18 protein-coding genes are annotated in these 20,126 nt (G+C 63.7%); 2 read left to right on the top strand and 16 right to left on the bottom strand.

Annotated features, from left to right (window positions below; genetic code table 11):
• Positions 1 to 79: 79 nt before the first annotated feature.
• The 16 genes from CX511_RS12705 to CX511_RS12630 all read right to left on the bottom strand — a co-directional run bounded on the left by CX511_RS12705 (position 80) and on the right by CX511_RS12630 (position 17,268).
• Positions 80 to 1,288, bottom strand: a complete 1,209-nt coding sequence (locus tag CX511_RS12705) for a helix-turn-helix transcriptional regulator (protein ID WP_045184939.1) — start codon at positions 1,286 to 1,288, stop codon at positions 80 to 82.
• Positions 1,289 to 1,384: 96 nt separating this feature from the next.
• Positions 1,385 to 3,781 (bottom strand): efflux RND transporter permease subunit, encoded by a 2,397-nt coding sequence (locus tag CX511_RS12700; protein ID WP_101291940.1) that lies wholly within the window; start codon positions 3,779 to 3,781, stop codon positions 1,385 to 1,387.
• Between the two features lie 7 nt (positions 3,782 to 3,788).
• Positions 3,789 to 4,763 (bottom strand): WD40/YVTN/BNR-like repeat-containing protein, encoded by a 975-nt coding sequence (locus tag CX511_RS12695; protein WP_045184934.1) that lies wholly within the window; start codon positions 4,761 to 4,763, stop codon positions 3,789 to 3,791.
• A 115-nt stretch (positions 4,764 to 4,878) separates the two neighbouring features.
• On the bottom strand, positions 4,879 to 6,087 hold the full coding sequence (locus CX511_RS12690; protein ID WP_101291941.1) for an acetyl-CoA C-acyltransferase: 1,209 nt from the start codon (positions 6,085 to 6,087) through the stop codon (positions 4,879 to 4,881).
• Between the two features lie 8 nt (positions 6,088 to 6,095).
• The gene (locus CX511_RS12685; protein ID WP_045184928.1) at positions 6,096 to 6,566 is read right to left on the bottom strand and encodes a MaoC family dehydratase; all 471 of its coding nucleotides are present in this window, start codon (positions 6,564 to 6,566) and stop codon (positions 6,096 to 6,098) included.
• Between the two features lie 10 nt (positions 6,567 to 6,576).
• Positions 6,577 to 7,362, bottom strand: coding sequence for an SDR family oxidoreductase (locus tag CX511_RS12680; protein WP_101291942.1), 786 nt, complete (start codon positions 7,360 to 7,362; stop codon positions 6,577 to 6,579).
• A 217-nt stretch (positions 7,363 to 7,579) separates the two neighbouring features.
• Positions 7,580 to 8,458 carry an SDR family oxidoreductase gene (locus CX511_RS12675; protein ID WP_045184922.1) on the bottom strand — a complete coding sequence of 293 codons (879 nt, stop codon included), beginning with the start codon at positions 8,456 to 8,458 and terminating at the stop codon, positions 7,580 to 7,582.
• 16 nt (positions 8,459 to 8,474) lie between these two features.
• Positions 8,475 to 9,626, bottom strand: coding sequence for an acetyl-CoA C-acetyltransferase (locus CX511_RS12670; protein ID WP_045184920.1), 1,152 nt, complete (start codon positions 9,624 to 9,626; stop codon positions 8,475 to 8,477).
• Positions 9,627 to 9,629: 3 nt separating this feature from the next.
• Entirely contained in the window at positions 9,630 to 10,688 is a 1,059-nt protein-coding gene (locus CX511_RS12665; RefSeq protein ID WP_045184917.1) for an acyl-CoA dehydrogenase family protein, read from the bottom strand.
• A 9-nt stretch (positions 10,689 to 10,697) separates the two neighbouring features.
• A complete protein-coding gene (locus CX511_RS12660; RefSeq protein ID WP_101291943.1) occupies positions 10,698 to 11,861 on the bottom strand; it encodes an acyl-CoA dehydrogenase family protein in 1,164 nt (387 codons plus the stop codon).
• A 9-nt stretch (positions 11,862 to 11,870) separates the two neighbouring features.
• Positions 11,871 to 12,623, bottom strand: coding sequence for an enoyl-CoA hydratase family protein (locus tag CX511_RS12655; protein WP_045184912.1), 753 nt, complete (start codon positions 12,621 to 12,623; stop codon positions 11,871 to 11,873).
• A complete protein-coding gene (locus CX511_RS12650; RefSeq protein ID WP_101291944.1) occupies positions 12,620 to 13,744 on the bottom strand; it encodes an NAD(P)H-dependent flavin oxidoreductase in 1,125 nt (374 codons plus the stop codon). The genes CX511_RS12655 and CX511_RS12650 overlap by 4 nt, the downstream gene beginning before the upstream one ends.
• Entirely contained in the window at positions 13,741 to 14,661 is a 921-nt protein-coding gene (locus CX511_RS12645) for an enoyl-CoA hydratase (protein ID WP_045184906.1), read from the bottom strand. Before CX511_RS12645 ends, CX511_RS12650 begins: the two co-directional genes overlap by 4 nt.
• A 16-nt stretch (positions 14,662 to 14,677) precedes the next feature.
• Entirely contained in the window at positions 14,678 to 15,478 is an 801-nt protein-coding gene (locus tag CX511_RS12640) for a CoA-transferase subunit beta (RefSeq protein ID WP_101291945.1), read from the bottom strand.
• A gap of 12 nt (positions 15,479 to 15,490) precedes the next feature.
• On the bottom strand, positions 15,491 to 16,366 hold the full coding sequence (locus CX511_RS12635) for a CoA transferase subunit A (RefSeq protein WP_045184901.1): 876 nt from the start codon (positions 16,364 to 16,366) through the stop codon (positions 15,491 to 15,493).
• A gap of 11 nt (positions 16,367 to 16,377) precedes the next feature.
• Positions 16,378 to 17,268, bottom strand: a complete 891-nt coding sequence (locus tag CX511_RS12630; RefSeq protein WP_045184898.1) for a VOC family protein — start codon at positions 17,266 to 17,268, stop codon at positions 16,378 to 16,380.
• Positions 17,269 to 17,461: 193 nt separating this feature from the next.
• Between CX511_RS12630 and CX511_RS12625 the strand changes: the two genes are divergently transcribed.
• Together CX511_RS12625 and CX511_RS12620 are read left to right on the top strand one after the other, a co-directional pair.
• Positions 17,462 to 18,631, top strand: a complete 1,170-nt coding sequence (locus tag CX511_RS12625; RefSeq protein ID WP_101291946.1) for an acyl-CoA dehydrogenase family protein — start codon at positions 17,462 to 17,464, stop codon at positions 18,629 to 18,631.
• Positions 18,628 to 19,815: an acyl-CoA dehydrogenase family protein gene (locus tag CX511_RS12620; protein ID WP_101291947.1), complete on the top strand. Its 1,188-nt coding sequence runs from the start codon at positions 18,628 to 18,630 to the stop codon at positions 19,813 to 19,815. The genes CX511_RS12625 and CX511_RS12620 overlap by 4 nt, the downstream gene beginning before the upstream one ends.
• The last annotated feature ends 311 nt before the right edge of the window (positions 19,816 to 20,126 follow it).

Raw genomic sequence — 20,126 nt, 5'->3', positions numbered from 1 at the left:
CCGTGGTTTTCCGATAGCGGTGGCCCAGTATCGACAGCGCTGCAAAGCCCGGACATCGTCTGCTCGGACTAACGCATTTTTACCCGGCCGCCTTGATCGCCGGCGGCAAGGCCCCGGGCGGCCCCAGGGCCACCACACTGTTGAGCAGAATGCGCACCAGTTCGGTCTGGCGCCGCACCCCGGTCTTGGAAAAGATCGAGCGCAGGTGCGCGCGAGCGGTGTTGCGGCGGATGTTGAGCACCTCCGAGGCTTCCTCCAGCGACAGGCCGTTAGCCAGTTCCATGGCCAGGCCGGTTTCCGCCGGGGTCAGGTTGTACAACTGCGCCGTCGCCAGGTTGCTGACCAGCGACTTGCCCACCGCATCGCGCACATACACCACCACCGTCGGCTGGCCCTTGCCCTCGACCCAGTCCTGGGACGGAATCAGCTCCACCACCACCCCCAGGTTGACCTGCCCGGAAGGTCGAGAGATCGACAACGCCGCGGCGTTGCAGTGGCCGATATCGCCCTGACGCGCACGTTGGAAGGCGTCGCGCACCAGGCGCGAAAGCTCGCGGTTGTCGCTGGGATAGGTGGCCTCCAGGCGTCCGCCCACCAGTTTCAGGCCGTCATTGCTGTCGAGGATGTCGCGCGCCACCGGGTTGAGCTGCAGCACACTGCCGCTCTCATCGAGGACAATGGTGGCCACCGACAAGCGGCTGATGGCCTGAAAATACAGACTGCCCAACGACTCGCTGCGGTCCAGTTGCGCATGCAGGTGCAGGGCCCGACGCAGGTGCGGCAGCAACATGGCGCACAGCGCCCGCTCACTGTCGCTGAACTTGGGCTGATCGCGGCGGCGATTGATACGAATCCGCAGCTTGCCGCCATCGGGCATGCTGATATCGGCGCCAAGCATCTGAAAGCAGCCATAGGGCTGGCAGTACAACAGGTAGAACGACGAGCCCAGCCACTCGGCTTCCGTCATCAGGTCATCAATGGTGAAGACCTGGTCCAGCGGCAGATTATTGAAGGGGGTCGACTTGCTGTAATAGGCGTAATGCTGGATTTCCCCGGCACCGTTGACTTCGCCTACCGCCAGCATCGGCGACAGGTACGGCTCATCCACCGCACGCAAGATCAGGGTGACGATATTGGCCTGGAACAGCCCTTGTAACTGGCGCAAGGCCTCGGCCACACGGCGGGTGTCCAGTGCGCCGTCGTAGAGGTTACCGATGAGCTGTTCATAGTCCTCGACATCCAGCCCCATCTGCGCCAGGACCTGCGAGTTCGGCATACGGCTTTGCATAAACACACTCCCAAGGCGCGGCAGGTTGCCCGGCCGTGCACGCTGTGTTGGATTGATGCGGTTCAAACGGTGGGAGCCGGCCTTGCCGGCAATAACTCAGCGCGGTGCCAGTGAATGCGCGTTGCCTGCATCGCTTGCAACGCCAGCACCCACAGCCACCAGTGGCTTGCCCTGATTGAACCAGGCCGCCAACGCCGGCAGCAGGAAAATCGCCCCGAGCACGTTCACCAGGAACATGAACGCCAGCAGGATGCCCATGTCAGCCTGCAACTTGAGCGGCGCAAATGCCCAGGTACCGACACCGATGGCCATGGTCAGCGCCGTGAACACGGCGGCGGTGCCGCGTTGGCACATGGCACGGTAGAAGGCTTCGCGCAGCTGCGCACCGTCGGCCATTTCGTGCTGGATACGCTCGTACAGGTAAATCCCGTAGTCCACGCCAACACCCACCCCCAAGGCCATCACCGGCAAGGTGGCAACCTTCAGGCCAATACCGAGCATCGCCATCAGCGCATTGCACAGAATCGCCACCACCCCCAGCGGCACGACGATGCACAGCACCGCACGCAGCGAGCGGAAGGTCAGCAGGCAGAACAGCGCCACTGAACAGAACAGCGCGGCCAACATGATCACCTCAGCGTGCTTGACCGCCTCATTGGACGCGGCCATGACCCCGACATTGCCCCCAGCCAGTTTGAACTGCACCTCGGGTAGCTGAACCGCAGCGATGATGCGCTTGGCCTCATTGACCACATGGAACACCGTGGCGCCCTCATGATCGTTGAGGAACACCAGGATCTGCATGCGCTGACAGCCTTCGCTGACCAGCCCGGAGTCGGCCGAATAGGCCAGCGAGCCTTGCTGCAGCCCCCGGGACGAACCCGGGATAGCCGACCAGCGCGGGTTACCCTCGTTGTTGCCGGCGATCATTTCCTTGCCCATGCCGGCCACACTCTGCACCGACTGCACCCCGGCCACCGCACGCATTTGAAAATCGAACGCCTCCACCGCACGCATCACCTGCGGATTGAGACAGGCTTCACTGCCGGCTGCGGTCTGGACGAACACCGCCAATACATCCAGGCCGATGGAGTAGCTGCTGATGATCTGCTGGTTGTCCTGGTTGTAGCGCGAGTCAGCGCGAAGTTCCGGCGCTCCGACTCCGATATCACCCACTTCCAGCTGTCGCGCCTTGAGCACACCGGCGCCGAGCAGTACCAGACTGAGGCCGAACACCACCAGGGCCGGGCGCGGCTCGGCCAAGGCCGACAGGCGCCACCACAGAGCGTGGCGGTGAGTCCGCGCGGTGGCCGTGCGGGGCCTGGGCGCGACCTTCAAGCCCGCCAGTATCAATGGCAAGAGCATCTTGTTGGTGACGATCATCAGCATCACCCCGATGCACGCGGTGACACCCAGTTCGTGGACGATGGGGATGTCGATCAGCATGATCACGGCAAAGCCCAGGGCATTCATCAGCAAGGCCAGCGCGCCGGGTATGAAGATCGCGCAGAACGCCGCGTGTGCGGCCTGGCGCGAATCGCTGCCGGCCAGCACCTCCTGGCGCCAGGCGTTGCTCATCTGTACGGCATGCGACACGCCGATGGAGAAGATCAAAAACGGCACCAACACGGACATTGGGTCGATGCCCAGACCCAACAGCGGCAGCAGGCCGAGCAGCCACACCACCGGCAGCAGCGCAACCACCAGCGCCACCAAGGTCAAGGTCAGCGAACGGGTATACAGCCACAGCAACAGTGCGGTGATGACAAAGGCCACGGCAAAGAACATCAACACCGTGTTCAGGCCCTCGACCACATCGCCTACCAGCTTGGCAAAGCCCACTACATTGATCTCGATGTCGGCGCTGCTGTAACGGGCGCGAATGTCTTCCAGACGCTGGGCAATCTCGACATACGACACCGGCTGACCGGTTTTCGGGTCAGTGTCCTGCAGGTCGGCGCGCACCAGCGCCGAGCGCTGGTCATTGGCCAGCAAGCGGCCGATCTGCCCGGCACGGGCAGCGTTGCTACGTACCTTGGCCAGGTCGTCGGCAGTACCGGCATACTGCGGCGGCACCACCAGATCACCCACGTAGCCTTCTTCGGTGATTTCCACATAGCGCACATTGGGGGTGAACAGCGAGGTCACGCTGGGGCGGCTGACCCCGGAAATGAAGAACACATCGTCGGTGACTTTCTGCAGCACATCGAGGAACTGCGGGTTGTAGATATCCCCCTCGCCTTTCCAATGCACGTTGACCAGCAAGCGATTGGCACCGGTGAACTGGCGACTGAAGTCGAGGAAGTTGAGCATGTACTCATGACGCACCGGGATCTGTTTGTTGAACCCCGGATCAAGGCGTACCTGAGTGGCGCTGTAGCCCAGTGCCAGGCTGATCAGCAGAAACAGGCCGAGCCAGCGCCGCCGATGATTGAGCAACAGATCGGCACAGCCCCGCACACAGCGTTGCAGCCTAGAAGAAGTCGACGTCATGGGAAGCTCACTGTGCATGGGCGGCAAGGCCGCTGTCCGGTCCCTGGGAGACACCGCGTTCACCAGCCACCAGCAGGTGACGGGCATTGAGGGCCACGGCTGAAGTCAGGGTACCCAGGCCGTTGCGCCGACTGCTGTCGAGCAGGCGGCCTTGGGCGTCCAGGTGGATCAACTGGCTGCCGGCCCCGACCAGCACCACCCCGGCGTCGCCCGGCAAGCGCGCATGGCCGTAGATTGGCTGCGCACTGTTCAACTCGACGCGCTGCCAGCTGTCACCAAAGTCCTCGCTGCGAAACACTTGCCCACGCATGCCATAAGCGACCCAATGCGAGGCCGATAGGGTGACCACGCCAAACAGTGAGCCGTTGTAGAACGGTGTCAGTGGTTGCCAATGGCGGCCGCCGTCGTCAGACCGCAGGACCAGGCCCTGCTCGCCGACCAGCATACGTCGCCCTTGGCGGTCACCGTCCATGCCGTTGAAGTGGGCGCCATCGCCGAGCATCTCGCGCGCCTGCCAGTGCTGGCCTGCATCGCTGGATTCCAGGTACTTGCCGTAGCTGCCGTACGCCACCACATGCTCGCCATCCGCGCTCCAGACGCCCAGCAACGGCTCGCCAAGATCAGCGTCGTAGCGGGTTTCCTGCCAGTTGCGACCGCCATCATCGGACCGCAGAATCCAGCCATCGTGACCGACAGCAACCAGTACCTGGGGAGTGAGTGCGATCAGGCCCGTGAGCGTCGCTTGCCGTGCACTCGAGACCTGCGCTGCATGCCAGGAGCGACCGCTGTCGACACTGCTGAGCAAGGTGCCACGCTCGCCGGCCGCCAACAACTGCGGGCCATTGACCAGCAGCGCATTGACCTGCACCCGGTCGACCTGAAGTTGAGTCGCGGCCAAGGGCTGCGGGTTGCGTGGCGCGAAAGCAAAAGCCACGGCGGCCAGGATCACGCCGCTGACAGCGTATCCGATCAGCTGGCGCATACCGGGCTCCGAGAGAAAGGTCGTGGAGAGAGGCACATGGGGCGTTGATCCTGTTGTTATTGTTGCCCGGATCATCAGCTCGCCCCACCTGCCCTACATCGTCCAAATGGCCTAGTCAGGCCAGTTCGAACAGCCCTGCCGCGCCCATGCCGCCGCCGATGCACATGGCCACCACCACGTACCGCGCCCCACGCCGACGCCCCTCCAGCAAGGCGTGACCAACCATACGCGCCCCGGACATGCCAAATGGATGGCCAATGGCGATAGCGCCGCCGTTGACGTTCAGGCGCTCGGGCGCAATGCCCAGTGCATCGCGGCAATGCAGGACCTGGCAGGCAAAGGCTTCGTTGATTTCCCAGAGATCGATGTCGGCCACCGTCAAGCCAAAGCGCTTGAGCAGTTTCGGCACCGCCAGCACCGGGCCGATACCCATTTCCTCAGGTGCGCAACCGGCCACCGCAATACCTCGGTAGATGCCCAACGGGCTCAGGCCGCGACGCCGAGCTTCGGCGCGACTCATCAGCAAGCACGCTGCAGCACCGTCAGAGAATTGCGACGCGTTGCCCGCCGTGACGAAAGCGCCCTGCTCGACCCACTGGCCGTCCTTCCACACTGGCTTAAGCGCGGCGAGGTCCTCCAGGCGCGTGTCCGGGCGGTTGCATTCGTCGCGGTCAACCCACACCGATTCGTGACCGGCCGGCTTGCCCTCCTTGTCCAGCAGCAACGTGTTGACGCTCAGGCCGACTATTTCCTCATCGAACAGCCCGGCGCGCTGGGCTGCTGCCGTGCGTTGCTGACTCTGCAGGCTGTAATCATCCTGCGCGGCGCGGCTGATGCCATAGCGCCGGGAGACGATCTCGGCGGTTTCAATCATCGGAATGTAGGCACTGGGCATCACTTCCAGCACCGCTTCGGAACGCGCCCGGTAGCTGTTCTTGTGTTTGGTCTGGGTCAACGACAGCGACTCGACGCCGCCGCCGACGGCAATGCTCATCTCCCCGGCGAGAATGCCCTTGGCAGCGACGCCGATACTCATCAACCCCGAGGCGCACATACGGTCCAGGGCCATGCCCGGCACACTGTCGGGCAAGCCGGCGGTGTAAGCGCAGAGTCGGCCGATGTTGTAACCCTGGGTGCCCTGCTGAACGGCGGCGCCCATGATCACGTCCTCGACGGCATCAGCCTCGATGCCGGCGCGTTGCAGCACCGCGCGTACCACATGGCCGCCCAGGACGGGGGCCTCGGTGTCGTTGAACGAACCGCGAAAGGACTTGGCCAGCGCCGTACGGGCGGTGGCGACGATAACTACTTCATGCTGGTCCATGGACAGATTCACTCGCTGACAGGGTTGAAGGTGTAACGGCTGATAGTGTCGACCACACAGCCTGGGCGCTCCTGGCCCTCGATCTCGACGCTGACCCGCACCACCAATTGCACGGCGCTGCCAATGGCTTCTGCGCGCAGTACGTGGGCGTGGCCGCGCACCCGCGAACCCACTGCTACCGGCGCAGGGAAACGCACGCGGTCGCAACCGTAGTTGACGCCCATGGCCAGGTTCTCGACGCGCATTAACTGCGGCATGAACAGGTTGGCCAGGGCCTGGGTCAGGTAGCCGTGGGCGATACAGGCGCCAAACGGGCCGCTGGCAGCCCGCTCGGGATCGACATGAATCCATTGGTGATCGCCAGTGGCGTCGGCGAACAGGTTGATCCGCTGCTGGCTGATGCTCAGCCAGTCGGTGCGGCCCAGGTCCATGCCCTCGGCGTCGAGCAGCGCCTGAGCGCTGGTAAATACATGAGTCATTTACACGTCCTCAGGCTTGCTGCGAGCTGACCGACAGCACTTCGCCGACCATGTAGGAGGCGTAGTCACTGGCCAGGAACATCATCACGTTGGCCACTTCCCAGACCTCGGCAGCACGGCCAAACGCCTCACGCCCGGCGAGGCTGGCCAGCAGTGCTTCGCTGGAGGCCTTCTTGAGAAAGTCATGCAAGGCAATCGACGGTGCCACGGCGTTGATGCGTACACCGAACTCGGCGGCTTCCAGGGCGCTGCAGCGGGTCAGCGCCATCACCCCGGCCTTGGCCGCAGCGTAATGGGCCTGTTCCTTCTGCGCCCGCCAGCCGAGCACCGAGGCGTTGTTGACGATCACCCCGGCGCCGCGTTGCTGCATGGCAGGGAGCATGGCGCGGGTCATGCGAAACGTGCCGGTAAGGGTGACATCGAGCACCTTGGACCACTCGGCGTCGCTCATCTCGACCACGCTCTTCTGCCCACCCAAGCCTGCGTTGTTGATCAATACGTCAACACCGCCCAGTGCGCTTTCGGCGCTGGCCACCAGCGCCTGCACCTGCTCCTCGCAGGTGACATCACACAACTGGCCGTAGACCGCCTGCAAACCGGTTTCGGCTTTGAGCCGTTCGACGGCGTCTTCCAATCGGCGCGGATGCACATCAGAAATCATCAACGTCCGACAACCTTCTTCGGCACTGCGCCGGGCGGCGGCGTAGCCGATACCGGCACCGGCGGCGGCAGTGATCAGAACAGACTTGCCGGCCAGCAATTGGTGGCCGGGCACATAAGGGGGGGCTTGTTTCACAGCGTTAATCTCCAGAGGATCTAGACGCTGTCAGGTATAAAGTCTTGCCTTGCGGGGAACATCGTCAAAACGGGGTATAAGCTTCGTAGCCGCTGCCGCTAGGCTGCGATTGGGCGCGAAGCGGCCACAAAAGCTGACTTATGTCTGGCCCCTGGTGCGACTGCGTTGCAGTCGATCGCAGCCTGGCGGCAGCGGCTACAAATGCACTCGCTGTGAATCAGCTACCCCAGACTTTCTGCGCGCTGGGCGCCTCGGCAAGGATCTGATCCACGGCAGCCCCCACCTCCTCTACCCGCCACGCAGCGCCCTTGTCACGGGTGACACCGGTGCGCCAACCATCGCCAAGCGAAATCCGCCCGCCTTGGCTCTCGAACACCTGACCGGTCACATGCCCGGACTGCTCACTGCCCAACCACACCACCAGCGGCGCGACATTCTCCGGCGCCCAGGCATCAAAACTGCCATCCTCGGGTTTCTTGACCAACTCAGGCATCGCCCCTTCCGTCATTGCCGTGCGGGCGGCCGGAGCCAGGGCATTGGCGGTGACGCCATAACGCCCAAGCTCCGCCGCTTGCACCAAGGTCAGCGAAGCAATCCCGCCCTTGGCCGCCGAATAATTGGACTGTCCAATCGAGCCCTGCAACCCTGCCCCGGAACTGGTGTTAATGATCCGCCCAGCCACTGGCGTACCGGCTTTGGCCAAGTCGCGCCAGCGCCGTGCCAGCAGGTTGGCCAAGCAGTAATGACCCTTCAGGTGCACACGCATCACCGTGTCCCAGTCATCTTCCGACAAGCTCAGAAACAGCCGGTCACGCAACACCCCGGCATTGTTGACCAGCACGTGCACCTCGCCGAACGCCGCCAACGCGGCCTCGACGATGCGCTGTGCATGCTCCAGGGAAGTAATGTCATCACTGTTGGCGATGGCCTGGCCACCCGCCGCCAGGATCTGCCCAACCACATCGCGGGCCGCTTCGTCACGAATATCGTTGACCACGACATTCGCCCCCTCGGCAGCGAAGGCCAGCGCATAGGCGCGACCGAGGCCGCCACCTGCACCGGTGATAATTACCGTACGACCGTTACACATTGCCATGAGGCGCTCCTGGGATTCACAGACGTTCAATAAGGGTGACGTTGGCCTGGCCGCCGCCTTCGCACATGGTCTGCAGGCCATAGCGGCCACCGCTGCATTCCAGTTCGTTGAGCAACGTGGTCATCAGGCGCGCGCCGGTTGCACCCAACGGGTGGCCCAAGGCAATGGCACCACCGTTGACGTTGGTACGCGCCGGGTCGTAGTCCAGCGCCTTGGCCCAGGCCATGACCACCGAGGCAAAGGCCTCGTTGATTTCCACCCGGTCGATATCCGCCATGCGCAATCCGGTCTTTTGCAAGGCCTTGCGGGTGGCGGCAATGGGCGCGGTGAGGTGCCAGATGGGGTCATCGCCCATCACCGTCAGGTGATGAATGCGCGCCCGTGGCGTCAGGTCATAGCGCTTGAGCGCCGCCTCCGACACCACCAGCAGCGCCGCCGAGGCGTCGCAGGTTTGACTGGAAACCGCCGCAGTGATCAACGGGTACTGCGGGTCCACCGGGTCCAGGCTGGCCATTTTCTCAAGGCTGGTCTGGCGCGGGGTTTCATCCTGGCGCAGCTCACCGTAGGCGACGATCTCGCGATCAAATCGGCCACTGTCAATGGCGGCCAGGGCGCGCTGATGGCTTTGCAGCGCGAACACTTCCATCTGCTCGCGGCTCAACTGCCAATGCTCGGCAATGCGCTGGGCGGCATAGAACTGGTTCACTGGCTGATCACCAAAGCGCTTGCGCCAACCGACGCTGCCACTGAAGGGGTCCGGGAAACCCAGGGGCTGGCCGGCGAGCATCGCCGAACTGATCGGGATGCGCGTCATCGTCTGTACCCCGCCTACAGCGACCACGTCCTGGGTGCCGCTCATCACCGCCTGGGCGGCGAAATGCACGGCCTGCTGCGACGAGCCGCACTGGCGGTCCACCGTGGTGCCCGGCACATTCAGGGGCAGGCCGGCAGCCAGCCAACTGGTGCGGGCGATGTCACCTGCCTGCGCGCCGATGGTGTCGACACAACCGAAAATGACATCATCGTACTCTTCGGCGGGAATGCCGTTGCGCTGCACCAGGGCCTTGAGCACATGGGCGCCCAGGTCGATGGCATGAACCTGCGACAGCGCGCCCTTGCGCTTGCCGGTCGGGCTGCGCAGGGCGTCAACGATATAAGCCTGGGGCATGGGTCAGTCCTCGAAGGTATGGCCCGGGCCGAGCCGAGCACCGGCGGCGAACAGGTAGTCACCAACACGGGATTTATGAAAACCACGGTCGCCCCAGGCCGCATCCAGCGACCAGGCACGCTTCATGAACATCTGCAGATCGACTTCCCAGGTGTAACCCATGGCGCCGTGCACCTGGATACCCTTGCGCGCCGCCAGCCAGCTGGCTTCGCAGCAGGCTAAGCGTGCCTGCGACACCCAGCGTCCAGCACTGCCCTCACCACGGGCCAGGCCGTGGGCGGCGCGGTACAGTACCGGCTTGGCCTGTTCAATCTGCCGGGCGACATCGGCCAGGTGGTGTTTGACCGCCTGGAAGCTGCCGATCGGCTTGCCGAACTGCTTGCGCTGGGCCACATAGTCCACGGACAGATCGAGCATGCGCTGGGCCAGGCCGAGCAATTGCCCGGCCACCGACAACGCGCCACGGTCGAGCAGTTGGGCCTGCAAGACGCGGCCTTGTTCGCCCTCGATCAGCAAGGTCGCGGGAGTGGCACGCCAGCTGACCCGGCCAAGACGCCGCGAGGCATCGATACTGGGGTTCGCTTCCACGTCCACCTCGGCCCGCGGCACCGCGTGGATGGCATTGCCGTCACACAGAATCAGCACTTCGGCCAACTGCGCATCGCTGACCAACGAGTTCACCGGGTGGCCGATGGCCAGGCGCAAGCTGCCATCGGCGATCCGTGGCAGCAATCGGGCCCGGGCTGGATGCTCGGCGGGCAGCCCGGCCAACAGCCCGGCAGCGACATAGGCAGTATCGGCCAGTGAGTCGGGAATGGCGTAGTAACCCAGCTCCTGGGTCATCAGTGCCCAGGCCACATCGTCCATGCCCAACCCACCTTCGGCTTCAGGCACCGACAAGGCGGTCAGGCCCTGGGAGGCAATTTTGTTGCGCAGGTCCGGGGAACGGCCGGCGTCGGTGTCCCAAATTTCCCGGAGCATTTCCGGCGCCGCTTCGGTCATCAGAAAACGGCTGATGGCCTCGCGGAAGGTCAGCTGGTCATCGCTAAAGGTGAAGTCCATGGCCTGCTCCTACTTCGGCAAACCGAGCATCCGCTCGGCAATGATGTTGCGCTGGATTTCGTTGGTGCCGGCGTAGATCGGCCCGGATTGGGCGAACAGAAAACCCTCCAGCCAGCCCGCCGCATCACCGGCGGCCGGGGCACTGGCCAGCAGTTCGCCGCGGGCGCCGAGCAGGCGCATGGCGGTGTCGTGCATCTTCAGGTCCAGCTCTGACCAGATGATTTTGTTGATGCTCGATTCGGCACCAATCTGCGCGCCCTGGCTCAACCGCCCGACCGTGTGATAGGCCGACAAGGCATAAGCCTCGGCGCTCATCCAGCAGTCCTGCACCGCATCGCGCAGGCCCGGGTCGCGGTCGGCGCTCTGTTGATGAGCCAGGTACAGCTCGACCAATTTGCGTGCGGTGTACTGGAAGCGTGCCGGCGAGCGCAGCAACAGGCCGCGCTCGAAACCGGCGGTGGCCATTGCCACGTGCCAGCCTTCGCCCTGGGCACCGATCCGGTTGGCCATGGGCACGCGTACATCGTCAAAGAACACTTCGGCAAAGGCGTCCTTGCCATTGAGGGCCTTGATCGGACGGATACTCACGCCGGGCGCGTTCAGTGGCACCATCAAGAACGACAGCCCGTGATGGCGGGTAGAACCCGGCTCACTGCGAAACAGGCCGAACAGCCAGTCGGCGTAGATCGCCCGGGTCGACCAGGTTTTCTGGCCGTTGAGCACGTAGTGATCCCCCTCGAGCAGCGCCTTGCTGGTAATCGCCGCCATGTCGGAACCGGCATTGGGCTCCGACCACCCTTGGGCCCACATGTCGATACTGGCAGCCATGCGCGGCAAGAAGTGCTTTTTCTGTTGCTCGGTGCCGAACTCCATCAGGGTCGGGCCGAGCAGCAACTGACCGTTCTGGTTAACCCGCATCGGCGCGCCGGCGCCGTAGTACTCCTCTTCGAAGATCAACCATTCAATCAGGCCGCAGCCACGCCCACCCAGCTCGGCCGGCCACATGACCATCGACAGCCGACTGTCGAACAGCGTGGCCTCCCAGGCGCGGTGCTGCTCAAAGCCTTCGCGGGTGTCATAACTGGCCAGCGGCTGGCGCGGCAGGTTGTCCTTGAGCCAGGCGCGCACTTCGGCGCGAAAGGCATGCTGTTCAGACGTATAGGTAAGCTCCATGGCGTTCCCTCAGAACTTCGCGTCGCGTTTTTCGACGAAGGCCCGGCGCGTTTCGGCCGAATCCGGGCTGTTGTAGGCCTGCAGGGTGAAGCCCTGCTCCCAGCGGTATTTGTCTTCCAGGTTGCCGTCTTCAATGCCGTTGAGCGCTTCTTTGGCGATACGGATCATCTGCGGGCTCTTGCTGGCGATGCGTGCGGCGATCCCCAGGGCGGTTTCCCGCAACTGCTCGCGCGGTACTACGCGCTCGATGAAACCGTACTGGCTGGCCTCACGGGCACCAATGCTGTCGCCGGTGAAGAACAGGTAACGCACCTTCTGCACCCCAAACAGGCGTTGCAGGTGCGCACCGCCGCCCATGGCGCCGCGGTCGACTTCAGGCAAGGCGAAGCTGGCGCATTCGGCGGCAACGACAATGTCAGCGGCGCCGGTGATGCCGATGCCGCCACCGAGCACATAGCCGTGCACCGCCGCGATCACCGGCACCGGGCTGCGGTGCACCGCCTTGAAGGTGGCGTAGTTACCGGCGTTGACCGCGACAATCCGCTCGGGGTGCGCATCGAGTTCCTTGATGTCGACCCCCGCGCAGAAGCCGCGCCCTTCGGCGCGAATGACGATCACACGGACTTCAGGGTTAGCCCCCAACGCCTCGATGTGATCAGCCAATCCTTGCCATTGCTGGCTGTCCAGGGCGTTGACCGGCGGGTTGGCGATCACCAGTTCAGCGATCCCGGCATTGAGTTGGGACGTAAAGGCAGGATTCACAGGGTTTCTCCAGTGTTCGCCAGGTGAATGGCAGGTGCAGGTTCACAATTCGGCAGGCGCCGGGCCAGCAAGCTGTTCAGGCAACGCTCCGCTTCAGCGGCAATGCCCTCGATTACGTCGCGGCAACTGAGCAGCTCATCGATGGCCGCAGCCACCTGGCCGCTGGGTAGAATTCCCTCGTCCGGCAGGCCATCGACCATCGAGCGTTGCAGCAGCACCGGCTGGTTGGCGGCCATGACCACCTGCGACAGCGCCGCCGGGTCTTCGCGCAGGCCACGCACAAACACCCCGAGCATGTGTCCAAGGCTCATGCCGGTGTGCTGCTTCCACTGCCAGGCGCTACCCAGGGCGATACGCAGCCGGCCAAACGGGCCCGCCTGTTCCAGGCGGTTGATAAAGGGGTTCTCGATCATGCGGTGGCGCATGCCATCCACGGCCGTGGTGACCCGCACCTGCTGCGGATCGGCAACCTGCAGATAGCGCTCAAGGGTGGCGGCCGGGGTCGGCGACTCGCGGGTCATCAAAAACCGCGTGCCCATGGCAATACCACTGGCGCCGGCAGCCAGCGCCGAGGCCAAGCCGCGCCCGGTGGCAAAACCACCGGCAGCGATCACGGGCACGCTGACGGCATCGAGCACCTGCGGCAGCAGGATCGAACTGGGTACGCCGCCGGTATGACCACCGCCCTCGCCGCCCTGGATGGTGATCAGATCAGCGCCCAGGGCCTGGGCCTTCTGCGCGTGCTTGACGGCGCCCACCGTGGGAATGCACAGGACCTTGGCCGCTTTGAAACGGGCGATGGTCTGCGCATCGGGGCCGCGGCCATAACTGACCGCGCGCAGGCGGTAGCGGATGGCCAGGTCGACACACTGCCCGGCGTTGTCCTGAAACATATGGAAATTCAGGCCGAAATTGCTGCCACCGGTGGCGTCGATGACCTTGCGGATCTCGCCTTCCAGGTCCTTGCCGGCTATGGTCGCGCCAGCGAGGAAACCAAAGCCCCCCGCGTGGCTGGTGGCAATCACCAGGTTGGCATCGGCGACCCAGCCCATGGCCGTCTGCACAATCGGGTAGCGACAACCCAGGGCTTCGGTCAGCGCAGTGTTCATCCAGCTGCTCATGACGACGGGTCCTGGCGGTTGGCATGGTCCTGACGATTCGCCTGGACCATGCCTTTAGCATCGAAGCCGCCGAGTTTATCGCCCGAGAGCAGTTCGTTATGGGCATGGGCGAAGTGATGCCAGGCAAACGCTGCGTCCATGGCGGTGCGTTTGCCTTGCAGGTCTTCAACGTGATTGATTGCCTGTTTGGTCAGGGCCAGGCCCATGCGCGGCTGGCGGGCAACAGTGGCTGCCAGGGCGTAGGTCGCCTGTTCAAGCTCTGCGGCGGGCAGTACACGGTTGACCATGCCCATTTCATAGGCGCGGGCTGCGCTCATGCGGTCGCCAGTGAATAGAAATTCCTTGGCGATACGCGGGTTAAGCTCGTAGGGGTGAGCGAAATACTCCACCCCGGGGATGCCCATGCGCACCACCGGATCCTGAAAAAAGGCATCGTCGCTGGCGACAATCAGGTCGCAGACCCAGGCCAGCATCAGCCCTCCGGCGATACAGGCGCCATGGACCATGGCGATGGTCGGCTTGGGCAGCTCGCGCCAGCGTCGGCACATGCCCAGGTACACTTCCTGCTCACGGGCATACAACTGCTCGCCGCCCGGCTTGTTGGTGTGGTCCCACCACAGATGGGCGCGCTCGAAGGGTTTGTTGATGTCACGCCCCGGCGTACCGATGTCGTGCCCTGCGGAAAAATGCTTGCCGGCACCGCGCAGGACAATCACCTTGACCTGGTCATCGTCCACCGCCTGGCGAAACGCGGCATCCAGCGCATAGGTCATCTGCGAGTTCTGCGCGTTGTTGTAGGCCGGCCGATTCAGCGTCAGCGTGGCAATGTGCTCGGCCACGCTGTAGAGCACCGGCGCCTCGGTCTCGTAGACCGCAAGGTCGTCACGAACCACGAACTGGCTGTCGCTGTTGTGCATGTTGGCGCTCCTTGGGTCAGGCGATACGGATGCCGGGCGGGTTACCCTTGATCGCCGCAGCACGGTAATCGTGGGGGTCGAGGCGACGAATCAGCGCCAGTTGCTCGGCGCTCGGGTGCGCGCTTTCCTGTAGCAGTGGCGACTTGAGCAACGGAAAACCGGTCTTGTCCTGAACTTCATCGAAGCTCACACCGGGGTGCAGGGTGCGCACTTGAGCGGCGCGGTTCGGGCCGTCGAAATCCAGGGTGCAAAGGTCGGTGACCACCCGGCGGATGTCCATCAGGTCACGCCGTACGTCCTGCGGCCAGCGCTCGGCCTTGAAGCCGACGCCCGAGACCATGTCCACCTCACCGCTGACGAACACCCGGTTGTTGTGGTTGGGTACGAAGAACGAGTTGAGGTGGTTGATGCTGTTGCCCGGCAGGCCCCGTACGCCGAGGATCGCGCTTTTCGGTTTGTAGTAGTTGCCGATGCACGACAGGTTGGTTTGGCCCCAGCGGTCGATCTGAGTCGGGCCGATCATCGCGTGCCGGCGCCCACCCCAGACGCATTCGAACACCCGCTCGAATGACAGATACCCCGAATAGCGCGGCTGGTAGCCCTCCGCCCTTGGCCCAAGCGGCACCGGTTCCTCGACCAGAAACGCTTCGCTGTCGGTCATCAACAGCTGCGGGCTATGGGTCAGTTTGGCCAGGCTCGCCCCCAGGCGCGGGATCACGCCCAGGCCCGAGGCAATCACTTCACCGTCGCCACGCCAGGCTTCGGAGGCGGCGACGATCATCAGTTCGGCGAGGGTGAATTCACAGGTTGCAGACATTTTTCATCCTCCTCAGAACACAGGCAGGGGCAATGTGCCCATGCGTGCGGCGCCACCGTTGGCGTCTTGATAGGCTTGCTCACCGCCTGTCACGTAGGTGCTGACATACTCATCCCAGCCCTGCGCTTGCTGACTGCTGGCGACATAGCCCTTCAGGTGCTGAAGGTCCCAGCCGTAGTCCGACGGGCAGGACGTCGGATGGGCACCGAGTGGCGCGTGGACCACGCCCGTCACCAGGTAGCGCTCGAAGGTGTTGAAACGGGCCTGCTCGGCATCCAGCGACAGCCGCTCTTCCAGGCGCTCGCAGGAGACGAAGCACTGCTGCGCGGCGCGGGCGAACAGGTGATCGAAATACGGGTCGGGGCCGGTGACCAGGCAGTTGCCCAGGCGGTCGGCGACGTTGACATGCAGGAACGCCACGTCCAGCTCCAGCGCCGGCATGGCCAGCAGCACCTCACCATCGGCGTAGGGTGAGGCCACGGTCTTGAGCGCGGGGTTCAGCGCCGTGATATCGGTGGCCAGGCCACAACGGGTCGGCAGAAACGGCAGGCGCATGCCGGCGGCGCGCAAGCCCCACTGGAACATGCCTTCGTCGAGCTCCAGCAACTCCAGCTCACCAGCTTCGCGTGCCTTGCGGTAGTAAGGCTCCAGCGGAATCGCGTCGAGGGTGACAAAACCGAAGATCAACTTGCGCACCTTGCCGGCAGCGCAGAGCATGCCCACTTCCGGGCCACCGTAGGCAACCACGGTCAGGTCCTTGACCGGCGAACGGAGGATTTCACGAACCATCGCCATGGGCTTGCGCCGCGGGCCCCAGCCACCGAAGCCGATGGTCATGCCATCGCGCAGTTGCGCGACCGCGTCGGCCGCTGTCAGTTGTTTATTCATGTGCAGGTTCCTTACCGTTGGCCGACCGAAAAGTCGTGCCCCCAGATGCTCACGCGGGTGAATTCGAAGGCCGAATGTTCGGCCCAGTCGACCTGCAGGCCGCCAAAGCCGTACTCCAGGTCAAAGGCCGACGGCGTCTTCATGTAGAAGCTGGTCATGCGGTCGTTCAGGTGCTGGCCGAGGGTTGCCGACAGGCGTACGTCATGGGCCAGCAAGCGGTCATGGGCGCGACCGACTTCGGTCATCGAGTCGACTTCGACCATCACATGCACGCAGCCCGAAGGCACCGGGTACTCGGCCAGGGCCAGGCTGTGGTGACGGGCGTTGCGACAATGCAGAAAGTGGATGCGGATCGGCGGCGCCGACGGCTCGGGACGAAAGTTGAAGATGTCCGACAGCTCGAAGCCCAGCACTTGCTTGGCAAAGGCCAAGGTGGCGTCGAAATTCGGCGCGGGCAGCACGGTGTGACCCAGGCCCATGTCGCCGGTGATAAAGTGCGGTACGCCTTGCGGCGAGACAAATGGCTGACAGTCGGAGCGATGGCCCCAGCTCAGTTCGTGGCAGTTGCCCGACGGGTCCTTGAGGCTGACCAGCGCTTGCACACCGCGCTGCTCGACCTGCTCGGCGCTGCCGTGCTGCCACTCGACGCCGAGGCTGTTCAGGTGATCCAAGGCAGCCTCAAACGCAGCCTGCGAGGCCAGTTCCCAGCCCGAGGCCAGGTAGCGCGGCTCGCTGCCTTCGACGATCAACATGCGAAACGGACGCTCGTCCATCTTCACGTACAGCCCGCCGGAAGGCGCCGGCACCACCTGCATGCCCAGTACATCCTCGGCGTAGCGCTGCCATTGGCTGAGGTTCTCGCTCATGGCGACGAAATAGCTCAATCCACGAATCTCGATCATGCCGTTGCTCCTGAATGGCAAATTCGGTACTTGCGGCCATTGTGCGAAGCGCGGGTGTCGCCATCATCGTCCGTTGAGACTACGCCCCGCCTGCGCTGCCGGGTGCTGGCGGACTAGTCCGTTTCAATGATTCGGCAGCAAAAGCGCCACTCCTAGACTCGAACCTCTATCCGCCGTAACCGAGTCGACGCTTATGGAGTTCGCCTTTAATCAAGAACAACTGATGATTCAGGACAGCGCCGCGCGCTTCCTCGCCCAGGTCAGCGATTCCTCGGCGGTGCGCGCCGCCATGGCCCGCCCCGAGGGGTACGACCCGGCCTTGTGGCAGCGCATCAGCACCGAGCTGTACTGGCCAGCACTGATGATTCCCGAGCGCTTCGGCGGGCTGGGGCTGGGCTTTGTCGAGTTGGCGATCCTGCTTGAACAAAGCGGCCGCCACTTGCTCTGCGCCCCGCTGCTGGCCACCACCTGCCTGGCCACCCCTGCGCTGTTACTGGCCAGCAAGGCGAGCGTGCAGGATCACTGGCTGGGGGCAATTGCCAGCGGCACCACCGCGACATTGGCGTTTGCCAGCGAGCCAGGGCTCGAGGCCGACTGCGTGCAGGTCCAGGCCTTGCCTGAAGCCGACGGCTATCGCTTGCGTGGCAGTTACTTGCAGGTGCTCGACGGCGCCCAGGCCGAGCTGCTGATCGTCGCCGCGCGGCTACCGGGCAGCCAGGGTGAACGCGGTATCTGCCTGTTCGCCCTGCCCGCCGACAGCGCGGGCGTCGCTCGCCAACCGTTACCGACCCTCGACCAGACCCGCCGCTTGGCGCGGATTGTGTTGCAGGACGTGACGGTCGGGCCGGCACAGTTGCTCACCGAAGCTGGCCAGGCCTGGCCGCTGCTGCGTGATGTGCTGTTGATAGGCGCCATTGGCCTGGCCGCCGAGCAGACGGGTGGTGCTCAGCAAGCGCTGGACCTGACCCTGGCCTACACCGCCGAGCGCCATCAGTTCGGCCGCGCGATTGCCAGCTTCCAGGCGATCAAACACCGCTGTGCCGACCTTATGTTGCAACTGGAGTGCGCCCGTTCAGCGGCCTGGTACGCCGCCTGTGTAGCCCAGGAATGTCTTGATCCAGCGGGCGATGTGGCCGTTGCCGCTGAGCTGCTGGCAGCAGCTGCCACCGCCCAGATTCATGCCAGCGAGGCGTTTTTCAACAGTGCCGCCGAGTCGATTCAGTTGCACGGTGGCGTCGGTTTTACCTGGGAATACGACCCGCACCTGTATTTCAAACGCGCCCGCGCCAGCGAGCAGTTGCTCGGCGCCCCTGCCCTGCACCGCGAACGTTTGGCGGCGCAGCTTTTTGGAGAATCGCCATGAAAATCGGATTCAGCGCCGACGATGAAGTATTCCGCGCCGACGTGGCCCTCTGGCTGAATGCACACCTGCAAGGTGAGTTTGCGGCCCTGCGCTTCCGCGGTGGCCCTGGGGATGAACACAGCTTTCCTGAAGCACGCAAAGCCTGGGAGCGCGAACTGGCGACGGGTGCCTGGATCGGCGTGGGCTGGCGTGCAGCCGATGGCGGTCGTGGGCTGAGCCTGACCCGTCAGGTGATCTTTCATGAGGAATATGCCCGTGCCGGTGGCCCCGGACGGATGGGCCATATTGGCGAAGGCCTGGTGGGTCCGACCCTGGCGGCGTTCGGCAGCCCGGCGCAAAAACAGCGCTTCTTGCCGGGCATTCTCAGTGGCACCCAGTTCTGGTGCCAGGGCTATTCGGAACCGGGGGCTGGCTCGGACCTGGCCAACGTGCAGACCCGTGCGCGCCTGGATGACAGCGGCCAGCACTGGCTGATCAGCGGGCAAAAAGTCTGGACCTCGCTGGCCCATGAGGCGGACTGGTGCTTTGTGCTGGCACGCACCGAGCCGGGCAGTCGCGGCCATCAGGGATTGTCGTTTCTGCTGGTGCCGATGGACCAGGCGCAGATCCGCGTGCAACCGATCGAGCAACTGACCGGCAGCAGCGAATTCAATGAAGTGTTCTTCGATCAGGCCAGCACCTCGGTGGACAACATGATTGGCCAGCCGGGTGAAGGGTGGAAGATCGCCATGGCCCTGCTCGGTTTTGAACGTGGCGCCTCGACCCTGGGCCAGCAGATGCAGTTTCACAACGAGCTTGAAGAAGTGATTGCCGTGGCCAAACGCAATGGCGCGGCGCAGGATCCGCTGATGCGTCAGCGCATCGCCCAGGCCTGGGTGGGCTTGAAGGTGTTGCGCTACAACTCGCTGCGCATGCTGTCCGGGGCGCAGGACGGTAGCCTGCGGCGTGAGGCGATGATCTACAAGCTGGCCTGGTCGACCTGGCATGCCGAGCTGGGCAAACTGGCGATGGATGTGCTCGGCGACGAAGCGGAGGTGATTGAAGGGGCGCCGTATCAACTAAGTCGGCTGCAGGCGCTGTTTCTGTTCAGTCGGGCCGATACCCTGTATGGCGGTAGTAATGAGATCCAGCGCAATATCATCGCCGAGCGAGCGTTGGGGATGCCACGGGAGGCGCGGGCCTGACGGCCCGTATCGCCGGCAAGACCGGCTCCCACAATGCGGGTATACAAGAGCACTGCTGGCATCCCCTTCTGGGGGATGTTGTACTTGAAATTGATGCTATCTCTATGGGGCAGTACTGAGTGGAACGTTAACTTTTGCCTTAATAAAAGGTACACCTGGGGACAAAAAAGGCCTGATAAGTTCCGCTACTTTTTCCTTTTGCTTTCGCTTGCAAAAAATATTTAGACTCCACTTAGTTGTAAAATCATCCCCCTCTAGGATGACGCTGTACTTCAAATCAACGACTTCTCGATTGGTAGCAATGGCAAGCT

The sequence above is a fragment of the Pseudomonas sp. S06B 330 genome (genome assembly GCF_002845275.2).
Taxonomy (GTDB): domain Bacteria; phylum Pseudomonadota; class Gammaproteobacteria; order Pseudomonadales; family Pseudomonadaceae; genus Aquipseudomonas.
The sequence above is the reverse complement of the archived record's forward strand: the minus strand, read 5'-3'. Positions and strand labels throughout refer to the sequence as shown.

What these genes read in the sequence shown, in the direction of transcription:
- CX511_RS12640 (WP_101291945.1), bottom strand. Translation starts at nt 15,478, where the DNA reads ATGTCTGCAACCTGTGAATTCACCCTCGCCGAACTGATGATCGTCGCC.
- CX511_RS12695 (WP_045184934.1), bottom strand. Translation starts at nt 4,763, where the DNA reads ATGCGCCAGCTGATCGGATACGCTGTCAGCGGCGTGATCCTGGCCGCC.
- CX511_RS12665 (WP_045184917.1), bottom strand. Translation starts at nt 10,688, where the DNA reads ATGGACTTCACCTTTAGCGATGACCAGCTGACCTTCCGCGAGGCCATC.
- CX511_RS12650 (WP_101291944.1), bottom strand. Translation starts at nt 13,744, where the DNA reads ATGAGCAGCTGGATGAACACTGCGCTGACCGAAGCCCTGGGTTGTCGC.
- CX511_RS12690 (WP_101291941.1), bottom strand. Translation starts at nt 6,087, where the DNA reads ATGGACCAGCATGAAGTAGTTATCGTCGCCACCGCCCGTACGGCGCTG.
- CX511_RS12645 (WP_045184906.1), bottom strand. Translation starts at nt 14,661, where the DNA reads ATGCACAACAGCGACAGCCAGTTCGTGGTTCGTGACGACCTTGCGGTC.
- CX511_RS12635 (WP_045184901.1), bottom strand. Translation starts at nt 16,366, where the DNA reads ATGAATAAACAACTGACAGCGGCCGACGCGGTCGCGCAACTGCGCGAT.
- CX511_RS12670 (WP_045184920.1), bottom strand. Translation starts at nt 9,626, where the DNA reads ATGCCCCAGGCTTATATCGTTGACGCCCTGCGCAGCCCGACCGGCAAG.
- CX511_RS12675 (WP_045184922.1), bottom strand. Translation starts at nt 8,458, where the DNA reads ATGGCAATGTGTAACGGTCGTACGGTAATTATCACCGGTGCAGGTGGC.
- CX511_RS12630 (WP_045184898.1), bottom strand. Translation starts at nt 17,268, where the DNA reads ATGATCGAGATTCGTGGATTGAGCTATTTCGTCGCCATGAGCGAGAAC.
- CX511_RS12700 (WP_101291940.1), bottom strand. Translation starts at nt 3,781, where the DNA reads ATGACGTCGACTTCTTCTAGGCTGCAACGCTGTGTGCGGGGCTGTGCC.
- CX511_RS12705 (WP_045184939.1), bottom strand. Translation starts at nt 1,288, where the DNA reads ATGCAAAGCCGTATGCCGAACTCGCAGGTCCTGGCGCAGATGGGGCTG.
- CX511_RS12620 (WP_101291947.1), top strand. Translation starts at nt 18,628, where the DNA reads ATGAAAATCGGATTCAGCGCCGACGATGAAGTATTCCGCGCCGACGTG.
- CX511_RS12625 (WP_101291946.1), top strand. Translation starts at nt 17,462, where the DNA reads ATGGAGTTCGCCTTTAATCAAGAACAACTGATGATTCAGGACAGCGCC.
- CX511_RS12685 (WP_045184928.1), bottom strand. Translation starts at nt 6,566, where the DNA reads ATGACTCATGTATTTACCAGCGCTCAGGCGCTGCTCGACGCCGAGGGC.
- CX511_RS12660 (WP_101291943.1), bottom strand. Translation starts at nt 11,861, where the DNA reads ATGGAGCTTACCTATACGTCTGAACAGCATGCCTTTCGCGCCGAAGTG.